At 67.7% G+C, this 26,196-nt stretch carries 21 protein-coding genes, 3 tRNA genes and 1 pseudogene; 18 read left to right on the top strand and 7 right to left on the bottom strand.

What is annotated here, in order from left to right:
* Both E3O60_RS18530 and E3O60_RS13090 read left to right on the top strand, forming a co-directional pair.
* A pseudogene (locus tag E3O60_RS18530) lies at window positions 1–1,074 on the top strand (2-succinyl-5-enolpyruvyl-6-hydroxy-3-cyclohexene-1-carboxylate synthase); the annotation flags it as partial.
* A 99-nt stretch (window positions 1,075–1,173) separates the two neighbouring features.
* Complete coding sequence (locus E3O60_RS13090) at window positions 1,174–1,482, top strand: hypothetical protein (protein WP_103478486.1); 309 nt, start codon at window positions 1,174–1,176, stop codon at window positions 1,480–1,482.
* A 150-nt stretch (window positions 1,483–1,632) separates the two neighbouring features.
* On the opposite strand, the gene E3O60_RS13085 is transcribed toward E3O60_RS13090, so the two are convergent.
* Window positions 1,633–2,865 carry an isochorismate synthase MenF gene (locus E3O60_RS13085; protein WP_241993274.1) on the bottom strand — a complete coding sequence of 411 codons (1,233 nt, stop codon included), beginning with the start codon at window positions 2,863–2,865 and terminating at the stop codon, window positions 1,633–1,635.
* A gap of 63 nt (window positions 2,866–2,928) precedes the next feature.
* On the opposite strand from E3O60_RS13085, the gene E3O60_RS13080 reads away from it, so the two are divergent.
* The 4 genes from E3O60_RS13080 to E3O60_RS13065 all read left to right on the top strand — a co-directional run bounded on the left by E3O60_RS13080 (window position 2,929) and on the right by E3O60_RS13065 (window position 7,222).
* Window positions 2,929–3,654, top strand: coding sequence for a class I SAM-dependent methyltransferase (locus E3O60_RS13080; RefSeq protein WP_241980050.1), 726 nt, complete (start codon window positions 2,929–2,931; stop codon window positions 3,652–3,654).
* 31 nt (window positions 3,655–3,685) lie between these two features.
* Window positions 3,686–4,756 carry a polyprenyl synthetase family protein gene (locus tag E3O60_RS13075; protein WP_088454984.1) on the top strand — a complete coding sequence of 357 codons (1,071 nt, stop codon included), beginning with the start codon at window positions 3,686–3,688 and terminating at the stop codon, window positions 4,754–4,756.
* Between the two features lie 10 nt (window positions 4,757–4,766).
* Window positions 4,767–6,164 (top strand): FAD-dependent oxidoreductase, encoded by a 1,398-nt coding sequence (locus tag E3O60_RS13070; protein WP_103478485.1) that lies wholly within the window; start codon window positions 4,767–4,769, stop codon window positions 6,162–6,164.
* A 71-nt stretch (window positions 6,165–6,235) separates the two neighbouring features.
* The gene (locus E3O60_RS13065) at window positions 6,236–7,222 is read left to right on the top strand and encodes an alpha/beta hydrolase (RefSeq protein ID WP_088454986.1); all 987 of its coding nucleotides are present in this window, start codon (window positions 6,236–6,238) and stop codon (window positions 7,220–7,222) included.
* A gap of 75 nt (window positions 7,223–7,297) precedes the next feature.
* On the opposite strand, the gene E3O60_RS13060 is transcribed toward E3O60_RS13065, so the two are convergent.
* Together E3O60_RS13060 and E3O60_RS13055 are read right to left on the bottom strand one after the other, a co-directional pair.
* Window positions 7,298–7,786 (bottom strand): YajQ family cyclic di-GMP-binding protein, encoded by a 489-nt coding sequence (locus E3O60_RS13060; protein WP_088457811.1) that lies wholly within the window; start codon window positions 7,784–7,786, stop codon window positions 7,298–7,300.
* A 49-nt stretch (window positions 7,787–7,835) separates the two neighbouring features.
* Window positions 7,836–8,852 (bottom strand): LacI family DNA-binding transcriptional regulator, encoded by a 1,017-nt coding sequence (locus tag E3O60_RS13055; RefSeq protein ID WP_088454987.1) that lies wholly within the window; start codon window positions 8,850–8,852, stop codon window positions 7,836–7,838.
* Between the two features lie 156 nt (window positions 8,853–9,008).
* Here E3O60_RS13055 and E3O60_RS13050 point away from each other — a divergent pair.
* The 3 genes from E3O60_RS13050 to E3O60_RS13040 all read left to right on the top strand — a co-directional run bounded on the left by E3O60_RS13050 (window position 9,009) and on the right by E3O60_RS13040 (window position 11,616).
* A tRNA-Tyr gene (locus E3O60_RS13050) sits at window positions 9,009–9,090 on the top strand.
* A gap of 109 nt (window positions 9,091–9,199) precedes the next feature.
* Entirely contained in the window at window positions 9,200–10,033 is an 834-nt protein-coding gene (locus E3O60_RS13045) for an inositol monophosphatase family protein (protein WP_134498350.1), read from the top strand.
* Window positions 10,034–10,278: 245 nt separating this feature from the next.
* Window positions 10,279–11,616: a M23 family metallopeptidase gene (locus tag E3O60_RS13040; protein ID WP_133159696.1), complete on the top strand. Its 1,338-nt coding sequence runs from the start codon at window positions 10,279–10,281 to the stop codon at window positions 11,614–11,616.
* A gap of 130 nt (window positions 11,617–11,746) precedes the next feature.
* Here E3O60_RS13040 and E3O60_RS13035 read toward each other — a convergent pair whose 3' ends face one another.
* Together E3O60_RS13035 and E3O60_RS13030 are read right to left on the bottom strand one after the other, a co-directional pair.
* The gene (locus E3O60_RS13035; protein WP_241993273.1) at window positions 11,747–12,508 is read right to left on the bottom strand and encodes a GTP pyrophosphokinase family protein; all 762 of its coding nucleotides are present in this window, start codon (window positions 12,506–12,508) and stop codon (window positions 11,747–11,749) included.
* Between the two features lie 130 nt (window positions 12,509–12,638).
* A complete protein-coding gene (locus tag E3O60_RS13030) occupies window positions 12,639–14,309 on the bottom strand; it encodes a glycoside hydrolase family 13 protein (RefSeq protein WP_134498348.1) in 1,671 nt (556 codons plus the stop codon).
* 173 nt (window positions 14,310–14,482) lie between these two features.
* Here E3O60_RS13030 and E3O60_RS13025 point away from each other — a divergent pair, with 173 nt between their 5' ends.
* The 6 genes from E3O60_RS13025 to E3O60_RS13000 all read left to right on the top strand — a co-directional run bounded on the left by E3O60_RS13025 (window position 14,483) and on the right by E3O60_RS13000 (window position 20,553).
* The gene (locus tag E3O60_RS13025) at window positions 14,483–15,715 is read left to right on the top strand and encodes a maltose ABC transporter substrate-binding protein (RefSeq protein ID WP_088454990.1); all 1,233 of its coding nucleotides are present in this window, start codon (window positions 14,483–14,485) and stop codon (window positions 15,713–15,715) included.
* A 100-nt stretch (window positions 15,716–15,815) separates the two neighbouring features.
* Window positions 15,816–17,441 carry an ABC transporter permease subunit gene (locus E3O60_RS13020; RefSeq protein ID WP_088454991.1) on the top strand — a complete coding sequence of 542 codons (1,626 nt, stop codon included), beginning with the start codon at window positions 15,816–15,818 and terminating at the stop codon, window positions 17,439–17,441.
* A 1-nt stretch (window position 17,442) separates the two neighbouring features.
* Window positions 17,443–18,360, top strand: a complete 918-nt coding sequence (locus E3O60_RS13015; protein ID WP_088454992.1) for a sugar ABC transporter permease — start codon at window positions 17,443–17,445, stop codon at window positions 18,358–18,360.
* Window positions 18,361–18,367: 7 nt separating this feature from the next.
* Window positions 18,368–20,323 (top strand): glycoside hydrolase family 13 protein, encoded by a 1,956-nt coding sequence (locus E3O60_RS13010; protein WP_134498346.1) that lies wholly within the window; start codon window positions 18,368–18,370, stop codon window positions 20,321–20,323.
* A 53-nt stretch (window positions 20,324–20,376) separates the two neighbouring features.
* Window positions 20,377–20,448, top strand: a tRNA-Thr gene (locus tag E3O60_RS13005).
* Window positions 20,449–20,479: 31 nt separating this feature from the next.
* Window positions 20,480–20,553, top strand: a tRNA-Met gene (locus tag E3O60_RS13000).
* Window positions 20,554–20,706: 153 nt separating this feature from the next.
* Here E3O60_RS13000 and E3O60_RS12995 read toward each other — a convergent pair.
* Both E3O60_RS12995 and E3O60_RS12990 read right to left on the bottom strand, forming a co-directional pair.
* The gene (locus E3O60_RS12995; RefSeq protein WP_133159695.1) at window positions 20,707–21,450 is read right to left on the bottom strand and encodes a hypothetical protein; all 744 of its coding nucleotides are present in this window, start codon (window positions 21,448–21,450) and stop codon (window positions 20,707–20,709) included.
* Window positions 21,451–21,723: 273 nt separating this feature from the next.
* Entirely contained in the window at window positions 21,724–22,725 is a 1,002-nt protein-coding gene (locus E3O60_RS12990) for a LacI family DNA-binding transcriptional regulator (RefSeq protein ID WP_103460550.1), read from the bottom strand.
* Between the two features lie 249 nt (window positions 22,726–22,974).
* Between E3O60_RS12990 and E3O60_RS12985 the strand changes: the two genes are divergently transcribed.
* From E3O60_RS12985 to E3O60_RS12975, 3 genes are read left to right on the top strand one after another with little or no spacing between them, the layout of a single operon-like run.
* A complete protein-coding gene (locus E3O60_RS12985; RefSeq protein WP_165791151.1) occupies window positions 22,975–24,234 on the top strand; it encodes an extracellular solute-binding protein in 1,260 nt (419 codons plus the stop codon).
* 9 nt (window positions 24,235–24,243) lie between these two features.
* A complete protein-coding gene (locus tag E3O60_RS12980) occupies window positions 24,244–25,257 on the top strand; it encodes a carbohydrate ABC transporter permease (protein ID WP_134480910.1) in 1,014 nt (337 codons plus the stop codon).
* Window positions 25,254–26,138, top strand: a complete 885-nt coding sequence (locus E3O60_RS12975; protein ID WP_088454998.1) for a carbohydrate ABC transporter permease — start codon at window positions 25,254–25,256, stop codon at window positions 26,136–26,138. Before E3O60_RS12980 ends, E3O60_RS12975 begins: the two co-directional genes overlap by 4 nt.
* Window positions 26,139–26,196: the final 58 nt, after the last annotated feature.

Here is a 26,196-nt window from a genome sequence, read left to right as displayed (position 1 = left end):
GCCGATCCGCCGCATCCGTTGCCGCCGGGTCCCCGCACCGTCGTCGTCGCCGGCGCCGGCGCCGGGCCGGCCGCGGAGGAGCTGGCCCGCCTCGCCGGCTGGCCGCTGATCGCCGAGGTCTCCAGCGGCGCCAGGTTCGGCCCGAACCTCGTCGTGGCCTACCGCGAACTGCTCGGGGACGCCGACTTCGGCGGCCAGGTGCAACGCGTGATCGTGTTCGGCCACCCCACCCTCAGCCGGGAGATCCCGGCGCTCGTACTGCGTGAAGACGTGGAGACCATCGTCGTGGCCCCGGCCGGCCTCGAGTGGTACAACCCCGGGCACCGGGTAGCGAGGTTCGCGCGGGCCGTTGCCGCCACCGACGAGGCGATCGCTGTAGCGGGAACCCGCGAGGCCAGGGCCTGGGTGGGCCGGTGGGTGATGGCGAGCCGGAGCATCCTGGCCGAGGACACCGAGCTCGACGCCCCGGCCTTCAACACCCACGGCCTGTCCAAGGCCGAGTTCGCGGCGATGAAGGCCCCGGTCACCCGGGCAATGCTCGCCGACGCCGTGTGGCGCGCCTCCTGGCCGCACGACCGCCTGGTGCTGGGCGCGTCCCGGCTGATCCGCGAGCTGGACAGCCGGGTGGCTGGCAAGAAGATCCCCGTGCACGCCAACCGTGGTCTGGCCGGCATCGACGGCACCATTGCCACGGCGCTGGGCATCGCGTTGGCCAGCCAGGCGGGCCCTCAGCCGCTGTCGACGGGCACGACCCGGCTGCTCGTCGGCGACGTGACCCTGCTGCACGACGCCGGCTCACTGCTGATTGCGCCCGGTGAGGTGCGACCGCGGCTGCAGGTGATCGTGGGCAACGACGGCGGCGGCACCATCTTCGACGGCCTCGAGGTGGCGACCGCCGCCGCCCCGTCTGCCATCGACAGAGTGCTCTTCACCCCGCAGCAAGTGAATCTCGAGGCTCTCGCCACCGCCTACGGCTGGGACTACGCGCGGGCGGCGACCCGCAGCACCCTGGAGAGCGCCCTGACGGCGCCGGTGGCCCGCCCGACCCTGCTCGAGGTCCCCCTGGCCCGCTAACTGGAAGCCGGCCTTGTGTTGCCGGTGCGGGGCGTTGGCGGGTTTGGTACCGTTGCACTCGTTCCGTGCCAGACGTGCGGAACGGCCAAGGAGTGCCCCATGCCCGGTAGGACCGTACCACCCGCACCCGCCGCCTCTCCGCCGGCCAGGGTCAAGGCAGACACGCTCGCCCTGTCCGCCATGATCGTCGGCGTCGTCGCATTCCTCTGCGGCTGGATGCCCGTGCTCGGCCTGATCATCGGCAGCGTCGGCGTGATCCTCGGCCTCCTGGCCAGGCGGCGCTCGAACCGTCCGGAGCTCGGCCTGACCGCTCTGATCCTCTCGATCCTGGCGGTATTGACCAACATCGTGGTCGACGTGATCGTGGTCGTCCTCATGGTGACCCAGGCCAACAACCTGCCCGCCTAGGCCGGTCCGCACCGGCCGGGTCGCGGGGAACAGCCGCTAACTGTGCCCGAAGCGGACAAGTGCGCCCGGTGTGCCGGGACCATTTGTCCGGAGCGGGAACAGTTGCGGGCTACGACACGGGGGGCAGATGCCCGAGCGCCCGAGCGGCTGTCAGCCGAAGGCCTCGACAACGGGGCGGAACTTCATCTTGGTTTCGGCCAGCTCACGGTCGGGGTCCGAGTCCAGGACGATGCCGCAGCCGGCGTACGCCGTGATGTCGCCGGTGGGGGACACCTGTGCGCAGCGCAGCGCGATGGCCCACTCGCCGTCGCCGTCCGCGCCGACCCAGCCCACCGGGCCGGCGTAGCGACCGCGGTCGAACGGCTCCAACTCGCGGATGAGCGCGAGAGCGTCCAGCGTGGGGGTGCCGGCGACCGCCGCGGTCGGGTGCATCGCCGCGATCAGGTCGAGGGAGGTGGACCCGTCGCTCAGGGTGCCCTCGACGTCGGTGGCCAGGTGCCACAGGTTGGGCAGCTTCACCGTGAACGGGATCTCACTCGTGGTGAGCACCGAGGTGTGCGGACGCAGCGCGGCGAGCACACTCTGCACGGCGAACTCGTGTTCGTCGCCGTCCTTGCTCGAGGTGGCCAGCGCGAGGGCGGCCTCGAGGTCGGCCGCGGCATCCGCCCCGCGGGAAATGGTGCCGGCCAGCACGCGGGCGTTGACCTCGTTGTGGTCGGCCCGGATCAGGGTCTCCGGGCTGGAACCGACGAGTCCGTCGACGGCGTATGTCCAGCAGTCCGGGTAGCCCAGGGCCAGTTCGGTCAGCAGCAGACGCAGGTCGGACTCGGCGGGCAGCCGGCCGACGAGGTCGCGGGCGAGCACCACTTTGCTCAGCTCCTGGGCGCCGATGTGGTCCACCGCGGCGGCGACGGCCGCCCGGTAGTCGGCCGGCTTCAGGGCGCCGGGCAGCAGGGAGATGCGGTACTCGTCACCGAGCGGGTGCAGCGCCAGCGGAATCTCGGGGGCGGCCTGGCCGGTGGGCCAGATCCGGGTGACCCAGCACTGACCGTCCTCGCGGCCCACGATCAGCTCGGGGACGATGAGCACGCTGGTCTGGCTGGAGGAGTCGTCGAAGGCGAAGGTGCCGAAGGCCAGCAGGCCGGTGCCCGTGCGCGCCAGCGGGTCGGTCACCGTGGCGGCCGCGACGACATCGCGCCAGGCTGCGGCGGCATCCGTCATGCGGGTGGGCCCGGAGAACTCCAGGCGCAGGGCCGTGCCGATGCCGGCGAGGCCCTGGTTGCGGCGCATCCAGAGCAGCGGCTGCCGCTCGTCGAGCAGCAGGATCAGCTGGCGAATGTCGGCAATCGGGGAGGTCTCAACCGTTAGAGCTGGCGCATTCACTTGTCTACCCTAAGCCCGCGCCCGCGGATACCCGGGCCGCGCGTCGCAATCTAGACTGGACCGGTGAGTAGAGCAGATCTAAATAAGCAGCCCGCGCAGGTCGCCGCCATGTTCGATTTGGTCTCGACCCACTACGACCGCACCAACGCGTTGCTCTCGGTGGGCAACGCCTCGTTGTGGCGCGTCGCCACGACCAGGGCCGTCAACCCGCGCCGCGGGGAGCGGATCCTCGACATCGCGGCTGGCACCGGCACCTCCAGCGTGGCCCTCGCGCACACCGGCGCGCACGTGGTGGCCGCCGACTTCTCCGCGGGCATGATCAAGGTGGGCCGCGAACGGCACGCAGACAACCCCAACGTTGAGTTCGTGCAGGCGGATGCCACCCAGCTGCCGTTCAAGGACGGCGAGTTCGACGCCGTCACCATCTCGTTCGGCCTGCGCAACGTGGTGGAGCCCAAGAAGGCTCTCGCGGAGTTCTACAGGGTCACCAAGCCCGGCGGCCGCGTGGTCATCTGCGAGTTCTCCACCCCGCCCGTCGCGCCCATCCGGGTGGGCTACTTCGCCTACCTCAATCATGTGATGCCGCGCATCGTGAAGCTGGCGTCCTCCAACGCCGAGGCCTACGACTACCTGGGCGAGTCCATCGCGGCCTGGCCGAACCAGCCCACCCTCAGCGCCTGGCTGCGCGACGCCGGATACGATGCCGTGGCGTACCGCAACCTCAGTCTCGGTATCGTGGCTCTGCACCGCGGAATCAAGACCGAGCACGCCCCCGCTTCAACCTCCTGAAACTCCCAGATCCGATCGTTAGGCTGACAGAGTGAAATTGACCGCCCCCGTGGCCCGCCGGAGCCCGTCGGTAACGTCGCAGCTGGGCCTGAGCGATCGAATCTTCTCCACCCCCGCCGACCGCGGCCTGGCTGCCAGCATCGACAAAGGCCTCGAAGAGGTGAAGACGACCCTGCTGGGTGAACTCGTCTTCGCCGACGAGATCGCCGCCGTGACCAGCCGGTACCTGCTCGACGCCGGCGGCAAGCGCGTGCGCCCGATGCTCGCGCTGCTCACCTCCCACCTCGGCGACGGCACCATCCCCGACGTGGTCCGCGCGGCCGCCGCCATCGAGATCACCCACCTCGCCTCGCTGTACCACGACGACGTCATGGACGATGCCGAGAAGCGCCGCGGCGTGCCCAGCGCCCAGGTGGTCTGGGGCAACTCCATCGCCATCCTCGCCGGCGACCTGCTCTTCTCCCGCGCCAACCAGCTGATGGGCAGGCTCGGCGAACGCGCGGTGCGCCTGCAGGGCGACACCTTCGAACGCCTGGTGCTCGGCCAGCTGCACGAGACCGTCGGACCCAAGGACGGCGAGGACCCGATCGAGCACTACATCCAGGTGCTCGCCGACAAGACCGGCTCCCTGATCGCCGCCGCCGCCCAGGCCGGGATCATCTTCTCCAACGCTCCCGAGAAATTCGAGGAGCCCGTCGTGCTCTTCGGCGAGCGGATCGGTGTCGCCTTCCAGCTCATCGACGACGTGCTCGACCTGTCGCCGCAGCCCGAGGCGACCGGCAAGGTGCCCGGCACCGATCTGCGCGCCGGGGTCGCCACCCTGCCGCTGCTGCGCCTGCGTGAGCGTGCGGCAACGGATGTGCGCGCCGCCGACCTGGCCGCCCGCCTCGAGGCCGATGTGATGAGCAGCGCCGGCGTGGCCACCGAGGCCGCCGACTCCGCCATCACGGCTCTGCGCGAACACGACGTGACCACCCAGACCCTCGCGGAGGCCCACGGTTGGGCCCGTGATGCCGTTGCCGCCCTTGCCCCCCTGCCGAACGGCTCGGTCAAGAAGGCGCTCACCCGCTTCGCCGAGACCATCGTCGAGCGATCCAGCTAGAAAGGCTTCCATGACCAAGTTGCGATTGGCCATCGTCGGTGCGGGCCCCGCCGGCATCTACGCCGCAGACATCCTCCTGAAGGCCGAGCGAAACTTCGACGTTTCCATCGACCTGTTCGACCACCTGCCGGCCCCCTACGGGCTGGTGCGTTACGGCGTGGCGCCGGACCACCCCCGCATCAAGGGCATCATCAACGCGCTCCGCGACGTACTGGACCGCGGCGACATCCGCCTGTTCGGGAACGTGCGCTACGGCACCGACATCACCCTCGATGACCTCAAGAAGCACTACAACGCGGTCATCTTCGCCACCGGCGCCGTGCACGACGCCAACCTGCCCATCCCCGGCATCGAACTCGAGGGCTCCTATGGCGCCGCGAGGTTCGTGAGCTGGTTCGACGGCCACCCCGACGTGCCGCGCACCTGGCCGCTCGAGGCAAAGTCCGTCGCGGTGATCGGCAACGGCAACGTCGCCCTCGACGTCTCCCGCATGCTCGCCAAGCACGCCGACGACCTGCTGCCCACCGAGATCCCGGCCAACGTCTACGACGGACTCAAGGCCTCCCCGGTGACGGATGTGCACGTGTTCGGGCGCCGAGGCCCCACCTCGGTGAAGTTCACCCCGCTGGAGCTGCGCGAACTCGGCGAGCTGCCCGACGTGGACATCATCGTCTACGACGAGGACTTCGACTACGACGACGCCGCCCGCGCGGCGGTGGCCAGCAACAAACAGGTCTTCGTGATCGACAAGGTGCTCAACCAGTGGCGGAAGCGCGAGACCGGCCAGGCATCGCGTCGGCTGCACCTGCACTTCTTCGCCCGACCGGTGGAGGTCACCGACGACGGCAACGGCCACGTCGGCGGCTTCCGGTACGAGCGCACCGCACCGGATGGCCAGGGCGGTGTGCACGGCACCGGCGAGATCCGCGAGCTGCCGATCCAGGCCATCTATCGGGCGGTCGGCTACTACGGCTCGTCGTTGCCCGGCATCCCGTTCGACAAGAAGCGCGGCGTGATCCCCAACCGCGAGGGCCAAGTGCTCTGGAAGGGTGAGCCCGGCTTCGAGTCCAGCACCGGCAGCCAGCAGATGTACGGCGTCTACGCCACCGGCTGGATCAAGCGCGGACCGGTGGGCCTGATCGGGCACACCAAGTCCGACGCGATGGAGACCGTGCGGCACCTGATCAACGACGTCGGCAACTGGTGGCGGCCAGAAGCGCCCGAGGAGCAGAGCATCGTGGAGCTGCTGGAGTCCCGCGGCGTGGCGTACACCAACCTCGACGGCTGGCACCACCTCGACCAGCACGAGCTGGCGCTCGGCGCCGAGCAGGGCCGTGTGCGCGTCAAGGTCGTCCCGCGCCACGAAATGGTCGAGGTCTCCCGAGCCCAAGTCCCCGCCGAACTGTAGGCAAGCGGCGAGCCGTGAGCAAAGCACCGAAAATCGAACGATTCGGGGGCTTAGCTCACGGCTCGCGTGCTGTGGCCTGGCAGGACGACATCCTGGGCAGTGACTACCAGGCAGCTACCCTGCCGCTGGGCAGCGACGGCGAAGGGGAGGTCGTCGCCACGCTGGTGCGGCACCGCCCGCCCCTGACCGACCTGGTGTCGCCGGCGGCCCCGGCGCACGGCACCGATGTGCTCTACCTGCACGGATGGTCGGACTACTTCTTCCAGACCGGCCTCGCCGAGCACTGGCACGGTCTCGGCGCCCGGTTCTACGCCCTCGATCTGCGGAAGTACGGGCGCAGCCTGCGGGAGCATCAGACACCCGGCTTCGTGGCCGACCTGGCCACCTACGACGCCGACATCGAAGCCGCCCTTGCCGCGATGGGCCACGGCGAAAACGCCGAACGGCCCTCGCGGCGGCGGCTGGTGCTGATGGGGCACTCCACCGGCGGCCTCACCCTGAGCCTGTGGGCCTCCAGGCACCCGGGGCGGGCCCATGCGCTCGTGCTGAACAGCCCGTGGCTGGAGTTTCAGGCCGGCGGTGTGGGCCGGGCCTTCATCACGCCGCTCGTGCAGCTGGGCGCCCGCGTGCAGCCGCTGGGCACCCTGCCCCAGGTGGACCTGGGCTTCTACAGCCGCTCGGTCTCGTCCGAGTTCGACGGCGAGTGGTCCTACGAACCACGCTGGCGCCCGCCGCGCGGTTTCCCACCGCCCCGGGCCTGGCTGAACGCGGTGCTCGAGGGACACGCCGCCGTGGCGGCCGGACTGGGCATCGAGGTGCCTATCCTCACGCTGCTGTCGGCGCGGTCCACGATCCTGCCGCGCTGGAGCGAGCAGATGCGGCACAGCGACAGCGTCCTGGTGGTGAACGACATCGCCAGGGCCGCCGTGCGGCTGGGTGCGACGGTGACGGTGGCGCGCATCGAGGGAGCCCTGCACGACGTCGTCCTCTCCGCCGAGGCGCCGCGCGAAGCGGCCTACGCCGCCCTCACCCGGTGGCTCCGCGCCTACGCGCCCTGACCATCCGCGAACCGTGAGAAAAGCCCCAGATCTCGGAAGATTCTGGGGCTTAAGTCATAGTTCGCGGAAGGGGAACTAGCGGAAGTTGACGAACTGGAGGGCCACGTCGAGGTCCTTGCCCTTGAGCAGGGCCATCGTGGACTGCAGGTCGTCGCGGCTCTTCGAGCTCACGCGCAGTTCGTCGCCCTGAATCTGGCTCTTGACGCCCTTGGGGCCCTCGTCGCGGATGATCTTGTTGATCTTCTTCGCGTTCTCCTGGTCGATTCCGGCCTTCATGCTGGCCTCGATGCGGTACTCCTTGCCCGACGGGTACGGCTCACCGGCGTCGAGGCTGCGCAGCGAGATGCCGCGCTTGATCAGCTTCGACTCGAACACCTCGAGGATCGCCTTGACGCGCTCCTCGGTGTTCGCCTTCATGAGCACCTTTTCGCCGCTCATTTCGATGGATGCCCCGACGTTCTTGAAGTCGTAGCGCTGCGCCACCTCTTTGTGAGCCTGGTTGAGCGCGTTGTCGATCTCCATGGGGTCGACCTTGCTGACGATGTCGAACGTAGAATCTGCCATGAGAGCCATGTTACCGAGAAGGGCCGGATGCCGCCCGACGGCGCTCTGATCAGTCGCCGGGGCGTGCCGTACTCGAGCGCACGATCAGCTCGAACGGCATCGGAGTGTTCAGGGCCGCCTGGTCGTGCTGGCCAGGATGCAGCTGGTCCATCAGGATCTCCACGGCCTTGGCGCCCTGGCCCTGCGGGAACTGCGCGATGGTGCTCAGGCCGAAGAAGTCCGCCAGTTCGTGGTCGTCGATGCCGATCACCGAGACGTCCCGCGGCACGACCAGGCCCAGGTCCCGAGCGGCCAGGATGCTGCCGATCGCCATCTCGTCCGACGCGGCGAAGATCGCCGTCGGACGGTCGTGCGGGCTGCCCAGCAGCTGCTTCGCCGCCTGGTAACCGCCACGGATGGTGAAGTCGGCCGGTTGGAACAGCTCGGGGGCCACGCCGATACCGGCGGCTTCCAGGGCAGCCTCGTAGCCGAAGCGCCGGTTGGTGGGCAGGTGGAAGTCGAGGTCGTAGTCTTTGGTGCCGCCGATGTGGGCGATCCGGGTGTGGCCGAGCGCGAGCAGGTGCTCGGTGGCGAGCCGGGCCACGGCCGCGTCGTCGATGGTGAGGGTGCGCACGCCCGTGATCGGGCCGCCGACGCCCACGAGCGGCTTGCCGAGCGCGTGCAGCCTGGCCACCTCGCTCTCGGTCAGTTCCAGCGAGATCGCGATCACGGCATCCACCCGCTGACGGAGCAGGAAGTGCTCGAAGACGCTGCGGCGCTCGTCGCCGCCGCCGGTGAGGTTGTAGAGGGTGAGGTCGTAGCCGTTGTGCAGCAGTTCCTTCTGAGCGCCCTCGACGACGCTGGAGAAGAACCACCGATTCAGGAACGGCACGACCACGCCGATGTTCTTCATGCGACCCGACGCCAGGCTGGACGCGTTCGACGACACCACGTAGCCCAGCTCCAGGGCCGCGGCCTTGACCTTGAGCCTGGTCGTGGGCGACACGTGGCCGTTGCCGCTCAGGGCGCGCGAAACCGTGGCGGTGGAGACGCCCGCGCGACGGGCGACCTCGTCGATTCCGACCATTCGGGTTCCTAACCGGCGTGCAAGAGGGGGTGTGAAGTGATCATATCCACCGGTTCGGCGCCCGGCCGCCCACCCTGATTTCGCACTTGGGCCCTTCGGCTTGTATTCTGTCTGAGCGTCTCCGGTCACGTGGCTACATATGGCCGGGTATGCACTGGCGAGTTACCCAAGCGGCCAAAGGGATCTGACTGTAAATCAGACGGCGTAGCCTTCGTGAGTTCGAATCTCGCACTCGCCACAGCAAGAATGGGGCAAGACCAGCACTACCAGCACCACCACAACGCGCCGGGCCTCCGGCGCGTTTGTGCGTTAACCCGCCCGTTACCGCTCGGGCGTACCGTGGTCAGATGACCCCTTCCGCCACGACCGAACTGCTCACCCTCGCCCAGGAGACCGCGATGGTGGCCGGAGAGCTCGCCCGTCGCCGGCGGGCGGAAGGCGTGCAGATCGCCGCGTCGAAGTCGTCCCCGGAGGACGTGGTCACGCTCGCGGACCGGGAGACCGAGGCGCTCATCCGCGGCCTGCTCGCGGATGCGCGACCCGACGACGGCTTCTACGGCGAGGAGTCCACCGCCACCGCGGGCACCTCCGGACTGACCTGGGTCGTCGACCCCATCGACGGAACCGTCAACTACCTCTACGGCATCCCCTGTTACGCCGTGAGCATCGCCGTGGTCGAGGGAGACGCCGACCCGGCCAGCTGGAGCGCCCTGGCCGGCGCGGTGCGCAACCCGGCGATCAACGAACTGTTCTCCGCCCGCGCCGGCGATGGTGCGCACCTGAACGGGCGCGCGCTGCAGGTGACGAGCGGGGTGCCGTTGTCGTTAGCCCTGTTCGGTACCGGATTCTCCTACGACTCGGTCCGGCGAACCCGCCAGGCGAAGGTCCTGCACGGTTTGATCAGCCAGGTCCGTGACGTGCGGCGGATGGGCGCGGCCTCACTGGACCTGTGCTCGGTGGCCGCCGGCCGGCTGGACCTCTACTACGAGCGCGGATTGCACCCCTGGGATCACGCCGCCGGGGCCCTCGTCGCCACGGAGGCCGGCGCCCGGGTGGGCGCGTTCGGCGCGGACCGTGAAGGCGTCAGCCTTCTCATCGCGGCCGCGCCCGATCTGTACGCCACCGCCGAGCCGCTGCTCGCGAATCTTTTCGAGCAATTTATGGCCGACGACGACATTTGAGAATCGGAGTGCCGCTGACGGCTCCGCACCCGCTGGATGGCGGGGCAGACGCCCGATCCGCTATCACGCCGGGCCCTCCTTGCGCATCCTCCACAGGGAGGGATACACCCCGTGTTCGGGTGTGATTTGCCGACATCAAATGGCCATCCGGCGCTCCGCAAGCTAGCCTTTATCTATTCGTTACTTTGGCTCACGTCAAAACGCGTGCCTCTAGCCCTGTCCAACGCGCCGAAAGTACCCGTCCTTTGTCACGTCACACCCCGTTGTCGGATGCCCCCGCAGCCGACTCCAGTGACCTCTCACAGAGCGACCTCGGCAGCACCGATTCGACCGAGCCGGCCCTCGCACCGCACCGCACGCTCACGCGTCGCGAACAGCGCGAGCTCGAGCGTCGCGCGGAGCTGGCCGCCGAACCGACGCCGGTAACCGAGCCGGCACCCACCGAAACCGCCGACTTTGTTGCCGTCTCCGACGTGGAACCCCAGCCGGTCACCGAGCTGTCGCCCGCGGCGCACCTCCTGGTCGGTGCCGGACTGGCCGAACCTCACCTCGAGACCGTCGTTCTCAAGGAACGCGATCTGGCGCTGCCTGCCGAGCCGGCCTACGAGCAGATCCCAAGCGACGTTTCCCCGAACACCACGACCACGACGATCATCCTGCCGTCTCGCGCGGCCCTGCGTGCCCAGCTGCGCGCCGTGCAGGCGATCGACGACCAGGCGCCGGCCGGCGAGCCTGCTGCGGCGTCACAGGCCCGCACGGAGCCGAGTGAGCCGGAGCACACGCTGCCCGCCTTCGTTCCTCGCACCCGGGCCCTACCGTCCTCCGCCAAGCCCGGTGTGGCATCGGCACGTTCGGGACACCACCGCATGCGCATGCTCGCCACCAAGGGTGGGTCGATCATCGCGATGACCTTCGTCGCACTGATGGCCGTCGCCACCTCGATCCCCGCCGAGGCGCTGCTGTCCTCCAGCGACGTGCAGGCCGCGGCCCTCGAAGCCAAGAAGCCCACGAGCGGCGCCGACCCCGCCCAGGTCATCAACCTGGCCAACGGCACAGACACCATCACCGTCGAACAGGACAGCTACCAGTCGCAGTCCATCGCCGAGGTCGCGGCGGCGAGCGGCATCCGTATGGAAGACACGTTCAGCAACAACCCGAACGGAACCATCCAGTGGCCGTTCGCGGTCGGCGTGCACGTGGGCGACCAATTCGGTTACCGCAACTGCGCAGGTTGCTCGGTCAACCACGGCGGCCAGGACTTCAACCCCGGCCTCGGCGCCCCCACCCAGGCAATCGCCGACGGTGTGGTCAGCTTCACCGAGGACGGCGAGGGCAGCCTCGGCGTGCACATGATCATCGATCACATGATCGACGGCAAGCTGGTCTCCAGCGTCTATGCGCACATGATCCACGGCTCGATGCTGCTGAAGACCGGTGACGTCGTCAAGGTCGGCCAGGTCCTCGGCAAGGTCGGCTCCACGGGCATGTCGACGGGCCCGCACCTGCACTTCGAGATCCGCCTCGGTGGCATCAACGGCACCAAGACCGACCCACTCGCCTGGCTCTACGCCAACACCAACTAGCTCGCGCTTCGCCTGCTCTCGACAGGCTCGATCAACGGCGGTCTCGCGCCCCAGGCATCCCGCGAGAGCGGTCAGGTGGCTGCTTCGCGGGCGTCGAGGCGACCAGAAGCCCGCTTTCGCGAGGCCCGGGTCAGGCTTCTTTTGCGAGAAACGCCTCGAGCAGCGACCGGGGGAGCGGGAAGGGTGCGACGCCGTCCGCCCCGTGCTGGGCCGGCCGTGCCTCTCGCGGCGTCACGGGCTCGGACGCTTCGCCCAACGACACGACCTGGTCGTGCAGGCGTTCCATGTCGATGTCGAGCCGGTTGGCCACGTCGGCGGCCTGCTTGAGCTCGCCGACCAGCGCGGTCGGCACCGCGCCGTCGTACTTGTAGAAGATCTTGTGCTCGAGACTCGCCCAGAAATCCATGGCCACGGTGCGGATCTGCACCTCGACGGCGACGGGCTGCACCCGGTCGGACATGAACACCGGGATCGCCGCGATCAGGTGCAGGCTCTTGTAGCCGTTGGGCTTGGGGTTCTTGATGTAGTCCTTGACCTGCAGCACGGTGATGTCCCGTTGACCGGTGAGCATCTCGAGCACCCTGTAGGTGTCCGAGATGAAGCTGCAGGTGATCCGGATGCCCGCGATGTCCTGGATGTTCTCGCGGATGCCCTCGAGGTCCAGCGGGTAACCCTTGCGGTTGGCCTTCTTGAGGATGCCCTCCGGCGACTTGAGCCGGTGGCTGACGTGCTCGATCGGGCTGTAGTCGTGGATCGCGCTGAATTCTTCCTTGAGGATGTTGACCTTGGTCATCATCTCGTCGGTCGCGAACTTGTACGACATCATGAACCGGGTGAGCTCGGTCCGGATTTCCCGGAGGTCACTGGGCCATTCGACAACCTGGTCAGTCACGATCGCTCCCCAATCAACGGCGGCCCAGCGAACGCCGATGGCCACCTCGAGTCTGCCATCCCCCGCATCGGTACTCGCTGGGAGCGAGCTGCGAGCGGGGGAGTGGCGACTACTCGGTGATGCGAGGTGGTCAGCCCTGCAGCCAGGCCGTGGTGTCACCCGGCAGCGTGCGCCCGGTGAGGGTGGCGCTGGAAAGCAGCACATCGCCGGCGGGCAGCTCGATGGGCTGGTCGCCGGTGTTGGCGACCACCACGACATTCCGGTTGCGGAATACGAGCACGTCCTCGCTGGGCGAGGGCAGCCAGTCCACCGAGCCGAAGCCGAGCTCGTTCGCGCGGCGCAGGGCGAGGGCATCGGTGTAGAGCTCGAGGGTCGAGCCCTCCACACCGGCCTGCGCGTCGCGGGCCAGGGTGGCCCACTCGGCGGGCTGGGGCAGCCAGCTCTGTGCGCTCGGCCCGAAGCCGTACGACGGCGCGGCGCCTTCCCACGGGATGGGCACCCGGCAGCCGTCGCGGCCGTAGCGCTCACCGTTGGTGCGGAACCAGGTGGGGTCCTCCCGCGACGAATCGGGCAGGTGGATGACCTCGGGCAGGCCGAGTTCTTCGCCCTGGTAGATGTAGCTCGACCCCGGCAGCGCGAGCATCAGGGCGGATGCGGCGCGGGCGCGACGCAGTCCGACCTCGGTGTCCGGCAGGCCGACGGTGTTCGGGCCGATGCCGTGACCCTGCAGGTTGTCGGCGGTGAGCGCGAGCCTGGACGCGTGGCGCACGACATCGTGGTTGGAGAGCACCCAGGTGCTCGGCGCGCCAACGGAACTGAACGCGGCGAGCGAATCGTCGATCACGCGGCGGAGCGCGGGAGCCTGCCACGGCGTCTCCAGGTAGGCGAAATTGAAGGCCTGGTGCATCTCATCCGGACGCACCCACTGCGCTACCCGCTCGAGCGGGTCGACCCAGGCCTCAGCGGCCAGGATCCGGTCACCGTCGTACTCGTCGAGCACGATGCGCCAGTCGCGGTAGATGTCGTGCACGCCGTCCTGGGCCCAATACGGGGCTCCGGCGACGGGCTCCGCCACAACGCCGGGTTCGAGCGCGGTGGTCGCGCCGCCCATGCTGCCGCCGTCGACGGGCGGGGTGTAGTCGGGCAGGCCCTTGGCCTTGATCATGCCGTGGGCGACATCCACCCTGAATCCGTCGACGCCGCGGTCCAGCCAGAAGCGAAGCACATCGCGGAACTCGGCGCGCACCCACTCGTTGTCCCAGTCGAAGTCGGGCTGGGTGGTGTCGAAGAGGTGGAGGTACCACTGGCCGGGGGTGCCGTCCGGGTCGGTCGTGCGGGTCCAGGCGTTGCCGCCGAACACGGACTCCCAGTTGTTCGGCGGAAGCTCACCGTTCTCGCCCAGGCCGTCGCGGAAGATGTAGTGGCCGCGCTCTTCGCTGCCGGGGCCGGCGGCCAGTGCGGCCTGAAACCACGGGTGGTCGCTCGAGGAGTGGTTCGGCACGATGTCGACGATCACCCGGATGCCCAGGTCGTGCGCGGCGGCCTGCATCTTGTCGTAGTCGGACAGGGTGCCGAACAGGGGATCGACATTGCAGTAGTCGGAGACGTCATAGCCGGCGTCGCGCTGCGGCGACGTGTAGAAGGGTGACAGCCAGATGGCGTCCACCCCCAATTCGGCGAGCTGCGGCAGCCTGGAGCGGATGCCGGCGAGGTCGCCCATGCCGTCGCCGTTCGCGTCAGCGAACGACCGTGGGTAGATCTGATAGATAACGGCGTTACGCCACCACTCTGTGCCTGTCATGACGGACACACTACGGCATTCTGAGATGCATGCAAGCGCTTCCACAAACGTCGCTGGCGAATGTGGCATCAGAGCTGTCGATAACCACACACTGGGTTGCCAATCGAGGAAATGGCAGGTATACATGTAACCGCTTGCACAAAATGTCAATGTTGATTATGAAAGGCACACCAATGATGGTGAAGAAGAATGGCCTGCTGGCCGCCGGCGCAATTGCCGTCGCAGCGTCCCTGGCCCTGGCCGGCTGCTCGGCCGGTTCGAACTCGGGCGACACCTCGTCGGAGGCCGACTCCAGCGCCCTGACAGTGTGGGTGGACGCCGACCGCGCCGCCGTGCTGAAGGACGCCGCCGCGGCCTTCACCAAGGAGTCCGGCGTCGAGGTCAAGCTGGTGCAGAAGGACTTCGCGAAGATCCAGGAAGAGTTCATCGCCCAGGTCCCCACCGGCAAGGGGCCGGACATCACCGTCGCCGCGCACGACTGGCTCGGTAACTTCGTCAGCAACGGCGTTGTGCAGCCCGTCGAGCTCGGCGACACCGCGGCCGACTACCAGCAGGTCGCCGTCACCGCAATGAGCTACGAGGGCACGACCTACGGCGTTCCGTACTCCATCGAGAACATCGCCCTGCTGCGCAACACCGCGCTGGCCCCCACCGCCCCGGCCACCTTCGACGAGATGACCGCCGCCGGCGTCGCCGCGGGAACCGAATTCCCCTACCTGGTACAGATCGGCCCCGAGGCCGACCCGTACCACCTGTACCCGTTCCAGACCTCCTTCGGGGCCCCGGTGTTCGGCACCAATGCCGACGGCAGCTACAACCCCGATGACCTCACCGTCGGCAACGCCGGCGGAGAGGCCTTCGCCACCTGGCTCGCCGCCGAGGGTGCGGCAGGCCGCATGAGCGTGAACCTCACGGGCGACATCGCCAAGGAGAAGTTCTACGCCGGTGCCTCGCCGTTCCTTCTGACCGGACCGTGGAACGTGCCGGACGCCCAGGCTGCCGGCATCGACGTGTCCGTTGACGCCGTGCCGTCGGCCGGTGGCCAGGCTGCCCAGCCCTTCGTGGGCGTGGCGGGCTTCATGGTGAGCGCCAAGACCAAGAACGCCATCGCGGCGAACGAGTTCCTGGTGAACTACATCGGCAGCGAAGACGTGCAGACCGCACTCTACGAGGTCGGTGGACGTCCGCCGGCACTGACCGCCGCGTTCGAGGCCGCCAGTTCCGACCCCATCACCGCTGGATTCGGCGCCGTCGGCGCCACCGCCGTGCCGATGCCCAACATCCCACAGATGGGCAAGGTCTGGCAGTTCTGGGGCGTCACCGAGGCTGCGATCATCAGCAACCAGGGTGACCCGGTGCAACTGTGGCAGAAGATGACCGCGGACATCGCCTCCGCCATCGAATAACCAGCACCACCGAGTGCGCCCGGCCCCACCGGGTCGGGCGCACCGCACCATCCGCACGCAGCACCCGCACGATCACCGCCTGGCGGCTAGAGAGCAGACAATGATGACTACCCCCGGAACCGAGCGCGATCGGGCCCAGATCGTCGCCGCCAAGAAATCCCGGCAGGCGGGCCGCATCGCCGAAGCCGCATCCGCGGGCATCAAGGTGCTGCTGGTCAAGGTACTGCTGCTCGGCATCGTCGACGCGATCAGCGTCTACGCGCTCTTCGTGCTCTTCATCAAGCAGGACTGGCTGGTCTTCAGCCTCGTGCTGTTGGTCACCATCGTCGTCAACGGGATCTACTTCCGCGCCAAGGGCCTCCCGGCCAAATACCTCACGCCGGGTCTGATCTTCCTGATCATCTTCCAGATCTTCGTCATCGGCTACTCCGGCTACATCGCCTTCACCAACTACGGCACGGGCCACAACAGCACCAAAGAAGACGCGGTCAACTCGCTGATCCTCTCCTCGCAGGAACGCGTGCCGGACTCACCCAGCTACGCCGTCACCGTGCTCGAACAGGCCGGCGCCTACAGCTTCCTGGTCACCGACCCCGACGGCGAGATCAGCGTCGGCAACCCGGACGCGCCCCTTGAGCGCGTCTCGGATGCCGAGACGGATGCCTCCGGCCAGGCCATCGCCCTGCCCGGCTACACCACGCTGAACTTCTCCGACATCGTGAACAACCAGGAGGCCATCGCCGCTCTCGCGGTCCCCGTCTCCGACGACCCCAACGACGGCAGCCTGCGCACCCCGGACGGCTCCGCCGCCTACCTCTACCTCTCCGACCTCGTCTACGACGAGGCGGCCGGCACCATGACCGACGCCAGCACCGGTGTCGTCTACACCGAAGACCCCTCCCAGGGCTCGTTCATCGCCGAAGACGGCGCCGACCTGCAGCCAGGCTGGAAGGTGGAAGTGGGCCTGGCCAACTTCGCCAAGGCATTCGGCACCGACTCCATCCGCGGTCCGCTGATCAGCGTGACCCTGTGGACCTTCGCCTTCGCGTTCCTGTCGGTGGCCACCACCTTCGCCCTCGGCCTGTTCCTGGCGATCGTGTTCAACGATCTGCGGATGCGCGGCCGCAACGTCTACCGCGTCGTCATGATCCTGCCCTACGCCTTCCCCGCCTTCCTCTCGGCACTGGTCTGGGCGGGCATGCTCAACCCGCAGTTCGGCTTCATCAACCAGGTCCTGTTCGGCGGGGCGGAGATTCCCTGGCTCACCAACGAGTGGCTGGCGAAGTTCAGCATCATCTTCGTGAACCTCTGGCTGGGCTTCCCCTACATGTTCCTGGTCTGCACCGGAGCACTGCAATCCATCCCCGACGAACTGCAGGAAGCGGCCACCGTCGACGGCGCCAAGCCCTGGCAGGTGTTCAGGCTGATCAAGCTGCCGCTGCTGCTCGTCTCGGTCTCCCCGTTGTTGATCGCCTCGTTCGCATTCAACTTCAACAACTTCAACCTCATCTACATGCTCACCAACGGTGGGCCGCGAGACGTGACAGCGGGGGTGAACGTCGGAGCCACCGACATCCTCATCTCGATGGTCTACAAGGTTGCGTTCGTCGGCGCCAACCGGGACTACGGACTCGCGAGCGCCTTCTCGATCCTGATCTTCGTGCTCGTCGCCCTCGTGTCGATCATCAGCTTCAAACAGACCAAGGCGCTAGAGGAGTTGAACTGAGATGACCATCGCCCCGAACATCGCAGCCCCGGACAACCAGGAATACATCCCCGTCAAGCAGCCCTTCAACTTCGGCCGGTGGTTCCGCGCCACCGGCTGGCGCCACCTGGTCGGCGCTGTCATGGTGGTCTTCTCCGCCTTCCCGCTGCTCTACGTGCTCTCCGCGTCGCTGCACCCCGGCGGCACCCTGATCACCGCCAACGGCCTGTTCAGCGAGGTGGACCTGGGCAGTTACGTCACCCTGTTCAACCTGCCGCAGCAGCCGTACGCGGCCTGGTACGGCAACACCCTGCTGATCGGCGGCATCACCTCCGCCGGCACCGTGTTTCTCGGCGCGCTGGCCGCGTACTCGTTCTCGCGGATGCGTTTCACCGGCCGCCGGGCGGGCCTGCTGATGCTGGTGCTCGTGCAGATGTTCCCGCAGTTGCTCGCCGTGGTGGCGATCTTCCTGCTGCTCAACGGCATCTCCGACATCTTCCCGGCCATCGGCCTGGACACCCAGATCGGCCTGATCATGGTGTACCTCGGCGGCGCGCTCGGCGTGAATACCTACCTGATGTACGGGTTCTTCAACACGATCCCGGCCTCCATCGACGAGGCCGCCAAGCTCGACGGCGCCGGCCACGCCCGGATCTTCTTCACCATCATCCTGCGCCTGGTCGCGCCCATCCTCGCCGTGGTCGGACTGCTGTCGTTCGTGGGCACCACCAACGAGTTCGTGATCGCCAGCATCGTGCTGATCACGCCCGAGAAGCAGACCCTCGCGGTGGGCCTCTACCAGTTCGTCTCGCAGGAGTTCTCGAGCAACTACTCGGTCTTCGCGGCCGGCGCGGTGCTCGCGGCCCTGCCCGTGATGGCGCTGTTCCTCTGGTTGCAGAAGTACATCGTCGGCGGCCTGACGGCCGGATCGGTCAAGTAACCGCCGGATGCTCCCGCACCAGCCGCTCCCGCACCGCCTGCTCCCGCACAGCCTCAAGCCGCTCCTCGCCCTTCCGCACCATGATGGCTCGCCGCTCTACGTCTCAACCCAGGCGCCGGCCCTCGGCGACACCGTCACCGTGCGGCTGCGCATCCCGACCGCCTTCGGCGACGTGACGACGGTGCGCATCCGGGCCAACCCCGACCGGGAACCGCGCTTCGAGGACGCCCGGCGGCTCGGGGGCGCCGGCGCGCCGGACCACGGCTACGCCTGGTGGGCCGCGGACCTGGTGGTGGAGAACCCGGTGCACGGCTACAGGTTCCTGCTCGGCATGGCCGACGGCGGCCACTGGTGGCTGAACGCCAGCGGTCTGCACGACATCGAAACCCTCGACTCCGAGGACTTCAAGCTCGTCGCCCACCCGGCCCCGCCGGACTGGGCGGCGACCAGCATCATGTACCAGGTCTTCCCCGACCGGTTCGCGCGGTCCGCCGCCGCCGATCACCGCGAGGCGCCGGACTGGGCGATTCCGGCCGAGTGGAACGACGCCGTCGACCAGCTCCCGCCAGGCCGTTCGCACCAGTTCTACGGCGGCGACCTCGACGGCATCACCGAGCACCTCGACCACCTCGAGCGTCTCGGTGTGACCCTGCTCTACCTCACGCCGGTGTTCCCCGGCCGCTCCAACCACCGCTACGACGCGGCCAGTTTCACCGAGGTCGACCCGTTGCTCGGCGGCGATGCGGCGCTGATCCGGCTCGTCGAAGCCGCGCACGCCCGCGGGTTCCGGGTGATCGGCGACCTCACCGCCAACCACTCCGGCCACGGCCACGAGTGGTTCCAGGCCGCGCACCACACCCCGGCGGCTCCGGAGAGCGCCTTCTACTACTGGCTCGACCCCGAGCAGCGCGACTACCAGTCCTGGCTGGGAGTGCCAGAGCTGCCCAAGTTCAACTGGAACTCAAGGGAGCTTCGCCGCCGGTTCATCGACGGCCCAGACTCGGTGGTGGCCAAATGGCTCAAGCCGCCATTCCATCTGGACGGTTGGCGTATCGACGTGGCGAACATGACCGGCCGTCTCGGCGACGAAGACCTCAACGCCGAGGTGCGGCAGACCATCCGCCGCACCATGATCGACGTGAACCCCGACACGATCCTGCTCGGCGAATTCACCAACGACGCCTCGGCCGACTTTCAAGGCGACGCCTGGCACGGTGCGATGACCTACGCCAACTTCACCCGGCCGCTCTGGTCGTGGCTGTGCCGGCCCGACCAGGTTTCGTCGTTCTTCGGGCTGCCGCTGGGCACCATCCCGGCGCACACCGGCGAGCAGTTCCACCGGGCGCACACCCGGTTCGCCGCAGGGTTCCCCTGGCGCACCCGGCTGGCCACCATGAACGCCCTCGACACCCACGACACGGCCAGGTTCCGCACCCACGCCGACGCCGACGCAGTGCCGGTGGCCCTGGGGCTCTCGGTGACCCTGCCGGGCATCCCGGTGGTCTTCGCCGGCGACGAATTCGGCCTGACCGGCGTCGACGGCGAACACTCCCGCACCCCGATGCCGTGGCCCAGCGCCGCCGAGCCGCCCGTCGCCGCGACCATCGACCTCTACGCGTCACTGATCGGCCTGCGCCGTGCCCACGAGGCACTCAGTACCGGCGGACTGCGCTGGCTGCACGTGGGCGATGACGCGCTCGTTTACGTGCGGGAGACCGGGCACGAGTCGGTGTTGCTGCTGGCCACCCGGGCCGCCGCAGAGGTGACCCTGCCCGACTGGGTGCTGCCCGTCGGCGGCCGTGCCGGCGAGCTACCGCCCGAGGCCGGAACGGCTGTCTGCACGGTCTCCGACACCGGGGTCCGGCTGGTCGCCACGGGCGCATCCTTCACGGCCTGGGTGCTGCCCGGCGTCATAATTGCCCCGGATGGCCCCGCTGTGTCACCGAGGGGTCTCGCGAGGTGATAATGTTTACCGGTTGCCAAAAGCACGGTTCAGCTTCAGATGTTTGAGGTTTTGCCCCCTTAGCTCATTGGTAGAGCACTTCCTTGGTAAGGAAGAGGTAGTGGGTCCGATTCCCACAGGGGGCTCAGGCTTGAGAGCTAGGCTCTGAAGGTCTAAGGCGGGGTAGCTCAGTTGGTTAGAGCACACGGCTCATAATCGTGGTGTCGCGGGTTCAATTCCCGCTCCCGCTACACATAAAGGCCCTTTGACCAGGAATTTGTCCGGTCACGGGGCCTTTCTTCTTTTCGCGCATTCTCGCAGCAGCAGCCAGGGATCCCGCCACAGAACCCGCGATCCGCAGGCGTCTCGTCCGGTACCGCGGCGAATCCCAGGTGGGCGCTGCCTTACGCGGCAGGTACTTTCAGCGGGACCTTGGAGACGGCGAGTGCGCTATCCATGACGACGCGCACGAGCACCTGGAGGTCGAGGCCAGAAGTCTTGGCCATCTCGAGCATCAGCTGGATAGCTATGCCGTACGACGTCGGCCAGAGCTGCGGGTCGGGAGCGTAGCGTCGCAGCGAGCCGCTGACGTTGGGCCACAGTGCGTCGGCGTACTCGAGAGGCGTGGAGGGGACTCCCGTCCCGGGAGCGAAACGCGGCACCCCGAAGGCCGGCCCACCCAACGACTGCGCGCTGTGCACGAAGTACTCGCGCGCCTCGGGGATCGGCTCTCCCACGCTTCGCAGGTACCCAACGATGAGCGCGAACACCGAGTACTGGCGCTCGGCGAGCTGCCGGTTTATCGCGTCGCCGGCAAGGTAGGTGCCGCCGTCCTTGGTGCTGATGGTGTTGAGGGTCAGCCTGTTGAGTGTCGGATCGGTGCCCGCCTGCCCCGAAAGGCCGGCGATCAGGCACGCGCGCCCGGCGAGGCCGCCGAGAATTGTCGCGACGACCTCGATCTGCACCCCGCGTTCGTCTTTGACCATGGTGAGGATGTTCTGATAGATCTCCTTGCCCGCGATCTGCGCACCGAGCAGCGGCTTCTCGGCGAGCTGCGATTGCACATGGCGCATGAGCGCCTGGGTGCCGGGGCTTTCGAGCGACTCTGCGGGCTGTTCCCGTGGGGGTGGCTTACGTCGTCCGAACATGCTCCTCACGCTACCGACGCGCGCGCGTCGGGTCAGGTCCCACTACGAGGGGCTCCGACGGCCCAGGCCGGTGGCAACGGCTCGACTCGAGGGGATGCCAGAGCCCCACGTCGGCCACCTCGGGTTTCACACTCGGCGCCCCTTCTGGACCGCCCCGAGCCACTCGGCACGGGGCGTCAGCGGTACGGAGGCAGGTCGGTCGGCGGCGGTTGTTACGTCCACGCGGCGGCCCTCCGAGGCCGCGCGTTGCAGGGACTCCATGACGTCGAGCACTCAGATCTGGGGCGGCGCCGTCGTCGCCCGGCGCACGAGCCCGGTCGGCAGCCGGATGTGGTTCTGCGGCAGTATCTCGCCGTTCAGCAGCGAGACGAGCATCCCTGCCGCGGTGGCGCCGAGTTTTTTCATCGGCTGACGGATGGTGGTCAACGCCGGGTTCATCTGGGAGGCCTCTGGAATGTCGTCGAAACCGATCACCGAGAGGTCGCGCGGCACGTCGAGTCCGAGCTCCGCGGCGACCTGGATGATCGCGATCGCCGAGAGATCGTTCGCGGCGAACACCGCCGTCGGGCGGTCCGTCATCGACAGCAGCGACGCGGCGGGCGCCTTGGCCGTCTCCCGCTTGTACAACCCGACCCGAACCAGGGCGGGGTTGAACTGGATGCCCGCATCCGCGAGGGCCTGCCGGTATCCGGCCTCGCGGAGGGTGGCGCTGCGGAGGTCGGGTCGGCCGGCCAGGAAGCCGATCCGGCGATGGCCGAGCTCGATCAGGTAACGGGTGGCCTGCAGGGCACCGCCGAAGCTGTCCGACTCCACGGTGGGGAGGTCGGCCCGGCCGGTGTGCGGGTCGATCGCCACCACGGGGATTTCCGCTGAGGTGGTGTCGACGGTGGGCGTGACCATGATGGCCCCGTCGATCAGCGTCCCGCTGAGCCGGCTCAGGGAGCGCCGTTCCCAGCCGTTGGTCTCCCGTTGCCTGGAGCCGCTGTAGGCGAGCAGGTCGTAGCGGGAATCCGCCAGGGCCACGCCGACGCCCTTCAGGATCTCGGCGCTGAACGGCTCGAAGTCGGCGACAAGGATGCCGATGACGCTGGTGCGGCGGGAACGCATGCTGCTGGCCACGAGGCTGGACTCATAGCCCAGCTGCTGCACCACATCGAGCACCCTGGCGGTGGTCGCGGCCGAGATGCCGTACCGCCCGTTCACGGCCTTGGAGACCGTCGCTACCGAAACGCCGGCCGCTGCGGCGACATCGTGGATCGTGGCACGGGGAGTCATGGGTTCAGCATAGGGCGATTTGGAAAATGATTTCGAAAACGTTTGACACCCTATTTTTCCGCTGTGACACTGAGGCCATCCGGAACCTACAGGGCAGCCCTGTCGGAGTCCGAACCGAACAGCAGCCCGTCAGGGCGCGGCTTCACACCAAGACCATCGACCACCGATGGTGTCCCTCAATGAAGAGAAAAGGTTGAACCAATGAAGGTGAACCACACCACCACGGCGAAGAGGATCTTCGCGGGAACGATGGTCCTGGGCCTCAGCGCCCTGGGCCTCACCGCCTGCAGCGCCGATTCGAACGAAGGGTCTTCGGGCGGCGACGTCACGATGAGCCTCTGGCAGAACTCCACCACCGGCCCCGGCCAGGAATTCTGGGACAAGACCGTCGCCGACTTCGAGGCCGACAACCCCGGCGTCACCATCGACGTGCAGGCGATCCAGAATGAAGACCTGGACGGCAAGCTGCAGACCGCGCTGAACTCCGGCGACGCACCCGACATCTTCCTGCAGCGCGGTGGCGGCAAGATGGCGGCCATGGTCGCGGCCGGCCAGCTGATGGACATCACCGATGGCATCTCCGACCAGGTGCATGAGGAGATCCCCGATGGCTCGTTCATCGCGAACAGCCTCGAAGACAAGGTATACGCGATGCCGGTCGCCGTGCTCCCCGGCGGCATCTTCTACAGCCAGGACCTCTTCGACGCCGCGGGTATCACCGAAGCGCCGGCCACGATCACCGACCTCGAAACCGCGGTCGAAAAGCTCAAGACCACCGGGGTCGCCCCGATCGCACTCGGCGCCAAGGACGCCTGGCCCGCCGCGCACTGGTTCTACTTCTTCGCGCTGCGCGAATGCAGCCCCGATGTCCTGGCCGAGGCCGCAGACACCAAGGACTTCTCGGATGACTGCTGGATCAAGGCCGGTGAAGACCTCGAGAGCTTCGCCGCCACCGAGCCCTACAACCAAGGCTTCCTGACCACCGCCGCCCAGCAGGGCGCCGGCAGCTCCGCCGGCCTCCTGGCCAACCACCAGGCAGCGATGGAACTCATGGGCGCCTGGAACCCCGGCGTGATCGCATCGCTGACCCCGGATGAGAAGCCGCTGGCCGACCTGTCCTGGTTCGCGTTCCCCGAGGTTGACGGCGGCGAGGGCGAGCCCGGCTCGATCCTCGGTGGCGTGGACGGCTACTCCTGCTCGGTCGACGCTCCCGCTGAGTGCCTCGATTTCCTCAACTACATCGGCAGCGCCGATGTGCAGAAGGAGTACTACGCGGCATTCAATGCCCCGCCGGTGAACACCGTGGCGCAGGAAGCCGTCACCGAGCCCTACCTGCAGGAAATCATCGCGGCCTACAACGCGGCCCCGTACGTCTCGCAGTGGCTTGACACCGTCTACGGCCAGAACGTCGGAAACGCGCTGAACGTCGGCGTTGTCGACCTGCTGGCGGGCAAGGGCAGCCCGGAGCAGCTGATCCAGGCTGTGAACGACGCGGCCAAGAAGGCCTAGGCACCACTCATGTCAGTTCGCGAGAACACTCCGACGCGATTAGAGGTGGATCTCGCGAGCGGTGGGGCCACGGGCACCACGCCCGTGGCCCCGCCCGTGCGGCGCCGCCGCAGCAGTTCGATCGGGGCCAGAGTCGAGATCGCGGTCCTCGTCGGTCCCGCTCTCATCGTCTTCCTCGGCTTCGTGATCTTCCCCGTCGTGATGGCGGCGTACTACGGCTTCTTCAGCTGGCAGGGCTACGGCCCGCCGACCGACTTCGTCGGGTTCCGCAACTACGTCACGATCCTCCAGGACCCCACGTTCCAGGAAGCCCTCACCCACAACGGCGTCATCGTCGTTCTCTCCCTCGTGCTCCAGGGGCCGGTCGCGATCCTCCTCGCGCTGCTTCTCAACCGCAAACTCCGCGGGCAGTCCCTCATCCGGGTGCTGATCTTCGTGCCGTATGTGATCTCCGAGGTTGTCGTCGGCACCGGCTGGAGCCTGATGCTGCAGTCCAACGGCGCGGTCAACGGCATGCTGGAGAAGCTCGGGTTGGGCGCTTTCACCCAGGATTGGCTGTCGAACCCTGACATCGCCATCTGGACCCTCATGGTGATCATCACCTGGAAGTACGTCGGCTTCGCCGTCATCCTCTTCCTCGCCGGTCTGCAGGGCATTCCGGAGGAACTGCCGGAGGCCGCGGCCATCGACGGTGCCTCGTTCTGGCAGATCCAACGGCACATCACCCTGCCGCTGCTCGCTCCCACCCTGCGTATTTGGGCGTTCCTGTCGATCATCGGCGCCCTGCAGCTCTTCGACCTCGTCTACATCATCTGGGGTCAGTACATCGCGTCAACCGCGGGCACGTCGACCATGGCGACCTACCTCGTCGCCAACGGCCGGAACGCCGGCAACTACGGATACGGAAACGCCGTCGCCGTCGTGCTCTTCCTGATCTCCCTCGTCGTCGCGCTGATCTATCAGCGCTTCGTGCTGAGTCGGGACACCGAAGGCGCAATCACCGAGAAGGGGACGAGCAAATGACCGCGCTCACGACGCCCGCTGTGGCGCTGCCGCCGGCCAACCCGCCGGCCCCGATCAAGACGAGCCGGCGCTGGGGCACTCCCGTCGCCTACGTCGTCGCGGTGTTGGTGATCGGCCTGATGCTCGCCCCGGTGCTTTTCATCATCATCGGCGGGTTCCGCACCAACGCCCAGATCACCACAGACCCGTCCGGCTGGCCGAGCGTCTGGAACATCGGCAACTACCTCGACGTGTTGACCGGTGGCACGTTCTGGCGGCTGGTGGGCAACTCCCTGATCGCCGGGTTCGCCACCACTCTCGGCGTCGTGGTGCTCGGCCTGATGGCCAGCTACGTGCTGGCCCGGTACAAGTTCCGCGGCCGGGGCATCCTCTACGCCACCTTCGCGGCCGGTCTGATGTTCCCCATGACGGTGGCCATCACCCCGCTGTACCTGGTGGTGAAGAACCTGGGCCTGATGAACTCGCTCGGCGGCGTCATCCTGCCGCAGATCGCGTTCGCGTTGCCGACGACCATCATCATCCTGGTGCCGTTCCTCCGGGCCATCCCCGATGAGATCCAGGAGGCCGCGTTCATCGACGGCTGCAGCCGGCTCGGCTTCTTCTGGCGGATGATCGTGCCGCTGGCCATGCCCGGCGTCATCACCGTGGGAATCCTGGCGTTCATCGCCAGCTGGAACAGCTACCTGCTGCCCCTGTTCATCCTGAACAACGACGCCGTGTTCACCCTGCCGCTGGGTGTGCAATCGTTCGCGTCGCAGTACTCGGTGGATACCGCAAAGGTGTTGGCCTTCACCTCGCTGTCCATGATTCCGGCGCTGGTGTTCTTCGCCCTGTTCGAACGCCGCATCGTCGGCGGGCTGACCGGCGCGGTCAAGGGTTGATCGGCTGCCCGCGACACGTGCAGCCTGATTCGTCGACGTTGAAGAAGTAGAAAGAGAT

The organism is Cryobacterium sp. TMB1-7 (assembly GCF_004402435.1).
In the GTDB taxonomy this organism is placed as follows: domain Bacteria; phylum Actinomycetota; class Actinomycetes; order Actinomycetales; family Microbacteriaceae; genus Cryobacterium; species Cryobacterium zongtaii.
The sequence above is the reverse complement of the archived record's forward strand: the minus strand, read 5'-3'. Positions and strand labels throughout refer to the sequence as shown.

Excerpts from the sequence above, each read along its gene's own strand:
- E3O60_RS12995 (WP_133159695.1), bottom strand. The coding sequence starts at position 21,450 with ATGTTCGGACGACGTAAGCCACCCCCACGGGAACAGCCCGCAGAGTCG.
- E3O60_RS12990 (WP_103460550.1), bottom strand. The coding sequence starts at position 22,725 with ATGACTCCCCGTGCCACGATCCACGATGTCGCCGCAGCGGCCGGCGTT.
- E3O60_RS12980 (WP_134480910.1), top strand. The coding sequence starts at position 24,244 with ATGTCAGTTCGCGAGAACACTCCGACGCGATTAGAGGTGGATCTCGCG.
- E3O60_RS13030 (WP_134498348.1), bottom strand. The coding sequence starts at position 14,309 with ATGACAGGCACAGAGTGGTGGCGTAACGCCGTTATCTATCAGATCTAC.
- E3O60_RS13015 (WP_088454992.1), top strand. The coding sequence starts at position 17,443 with ATGACCATCGCCCCGAACATCGCAGCCCCGGACAACCAGGAATACATC.
- E3O60_RS13020 (WP_088454991.1), top strand. The coding sequence starts at position 15,816 with ATGATGACTACCCCCGGAACCGAGCGCGATCGGGCCCAGATCGTCGCC.
- E3O60_RS12985 (WP_165791151.1), top strand. The coding sequence starts at position 22,975 with ATGGTCCTGGGCCTCAGCGCCCTGGGCCTCACCGCCTGCAGCGCCGAT.
- E3O60_RS13045 (WP_134498350.1), top strand. The coding sequence starts at position 9,200 with ATGACCCCTTCCGCCACGACCGAACTGCTCACCCTCGCCCAGGAGACC.
- E3O60_RS13055 (WP_088454987.1), bottom strand. The coding sequence starts at position 8,852 with ATGGTCGGAATCGACGAGGTCGCCCGTCGCGCGGGCGTCTCCACCGCC.
- E3O60_RS12975 (WP_088454998.1), top strand. The coding sequence starts at position 25,254 with ATGACCGCGCTCACGACGCCCGCTGTGGCGCTGCCGCCGGCCAACCCG.
- E3O60_RS13070 (WP_103478485.1), top strand. The coding sequence starts at position 4,767 with ATGACCAAGTTGCGATTGGCCATCGTCGGTGCGGGCCCCGCCGGCATC.
- E3O60_RS13010 (WP_134498346.1), top strand. The coding sequence starts at position 18,368 with ATGCTCCCGCACCAGCCGCTCCCGCACCGCCTGCTCCCGCACAGCCTC.
- E3O60_RS13090 (WP_103478486.1), top strand. The coding sequence starts at position 1,174 with ATGCCCGGTAGGACCGTACCACCCGCACCCGCCGCCTCTCCGCCGGCC.
- E3O60_RS13060 (WP_088457811.1), bottom strand. The coding sequence starts at position 7,786 with ATGGCAGATTCTACGTTCGACATCGTCAGCAAGGTCGACCCCATGGAG.
- E3O60_RS13025 (WP_088454990.1), top strand. The coding sequence starts at position 14,483 with ATGATGGTGAAGAAGAATGGCCTGCTGGCCGCCGGCGCAATTGCCGTC.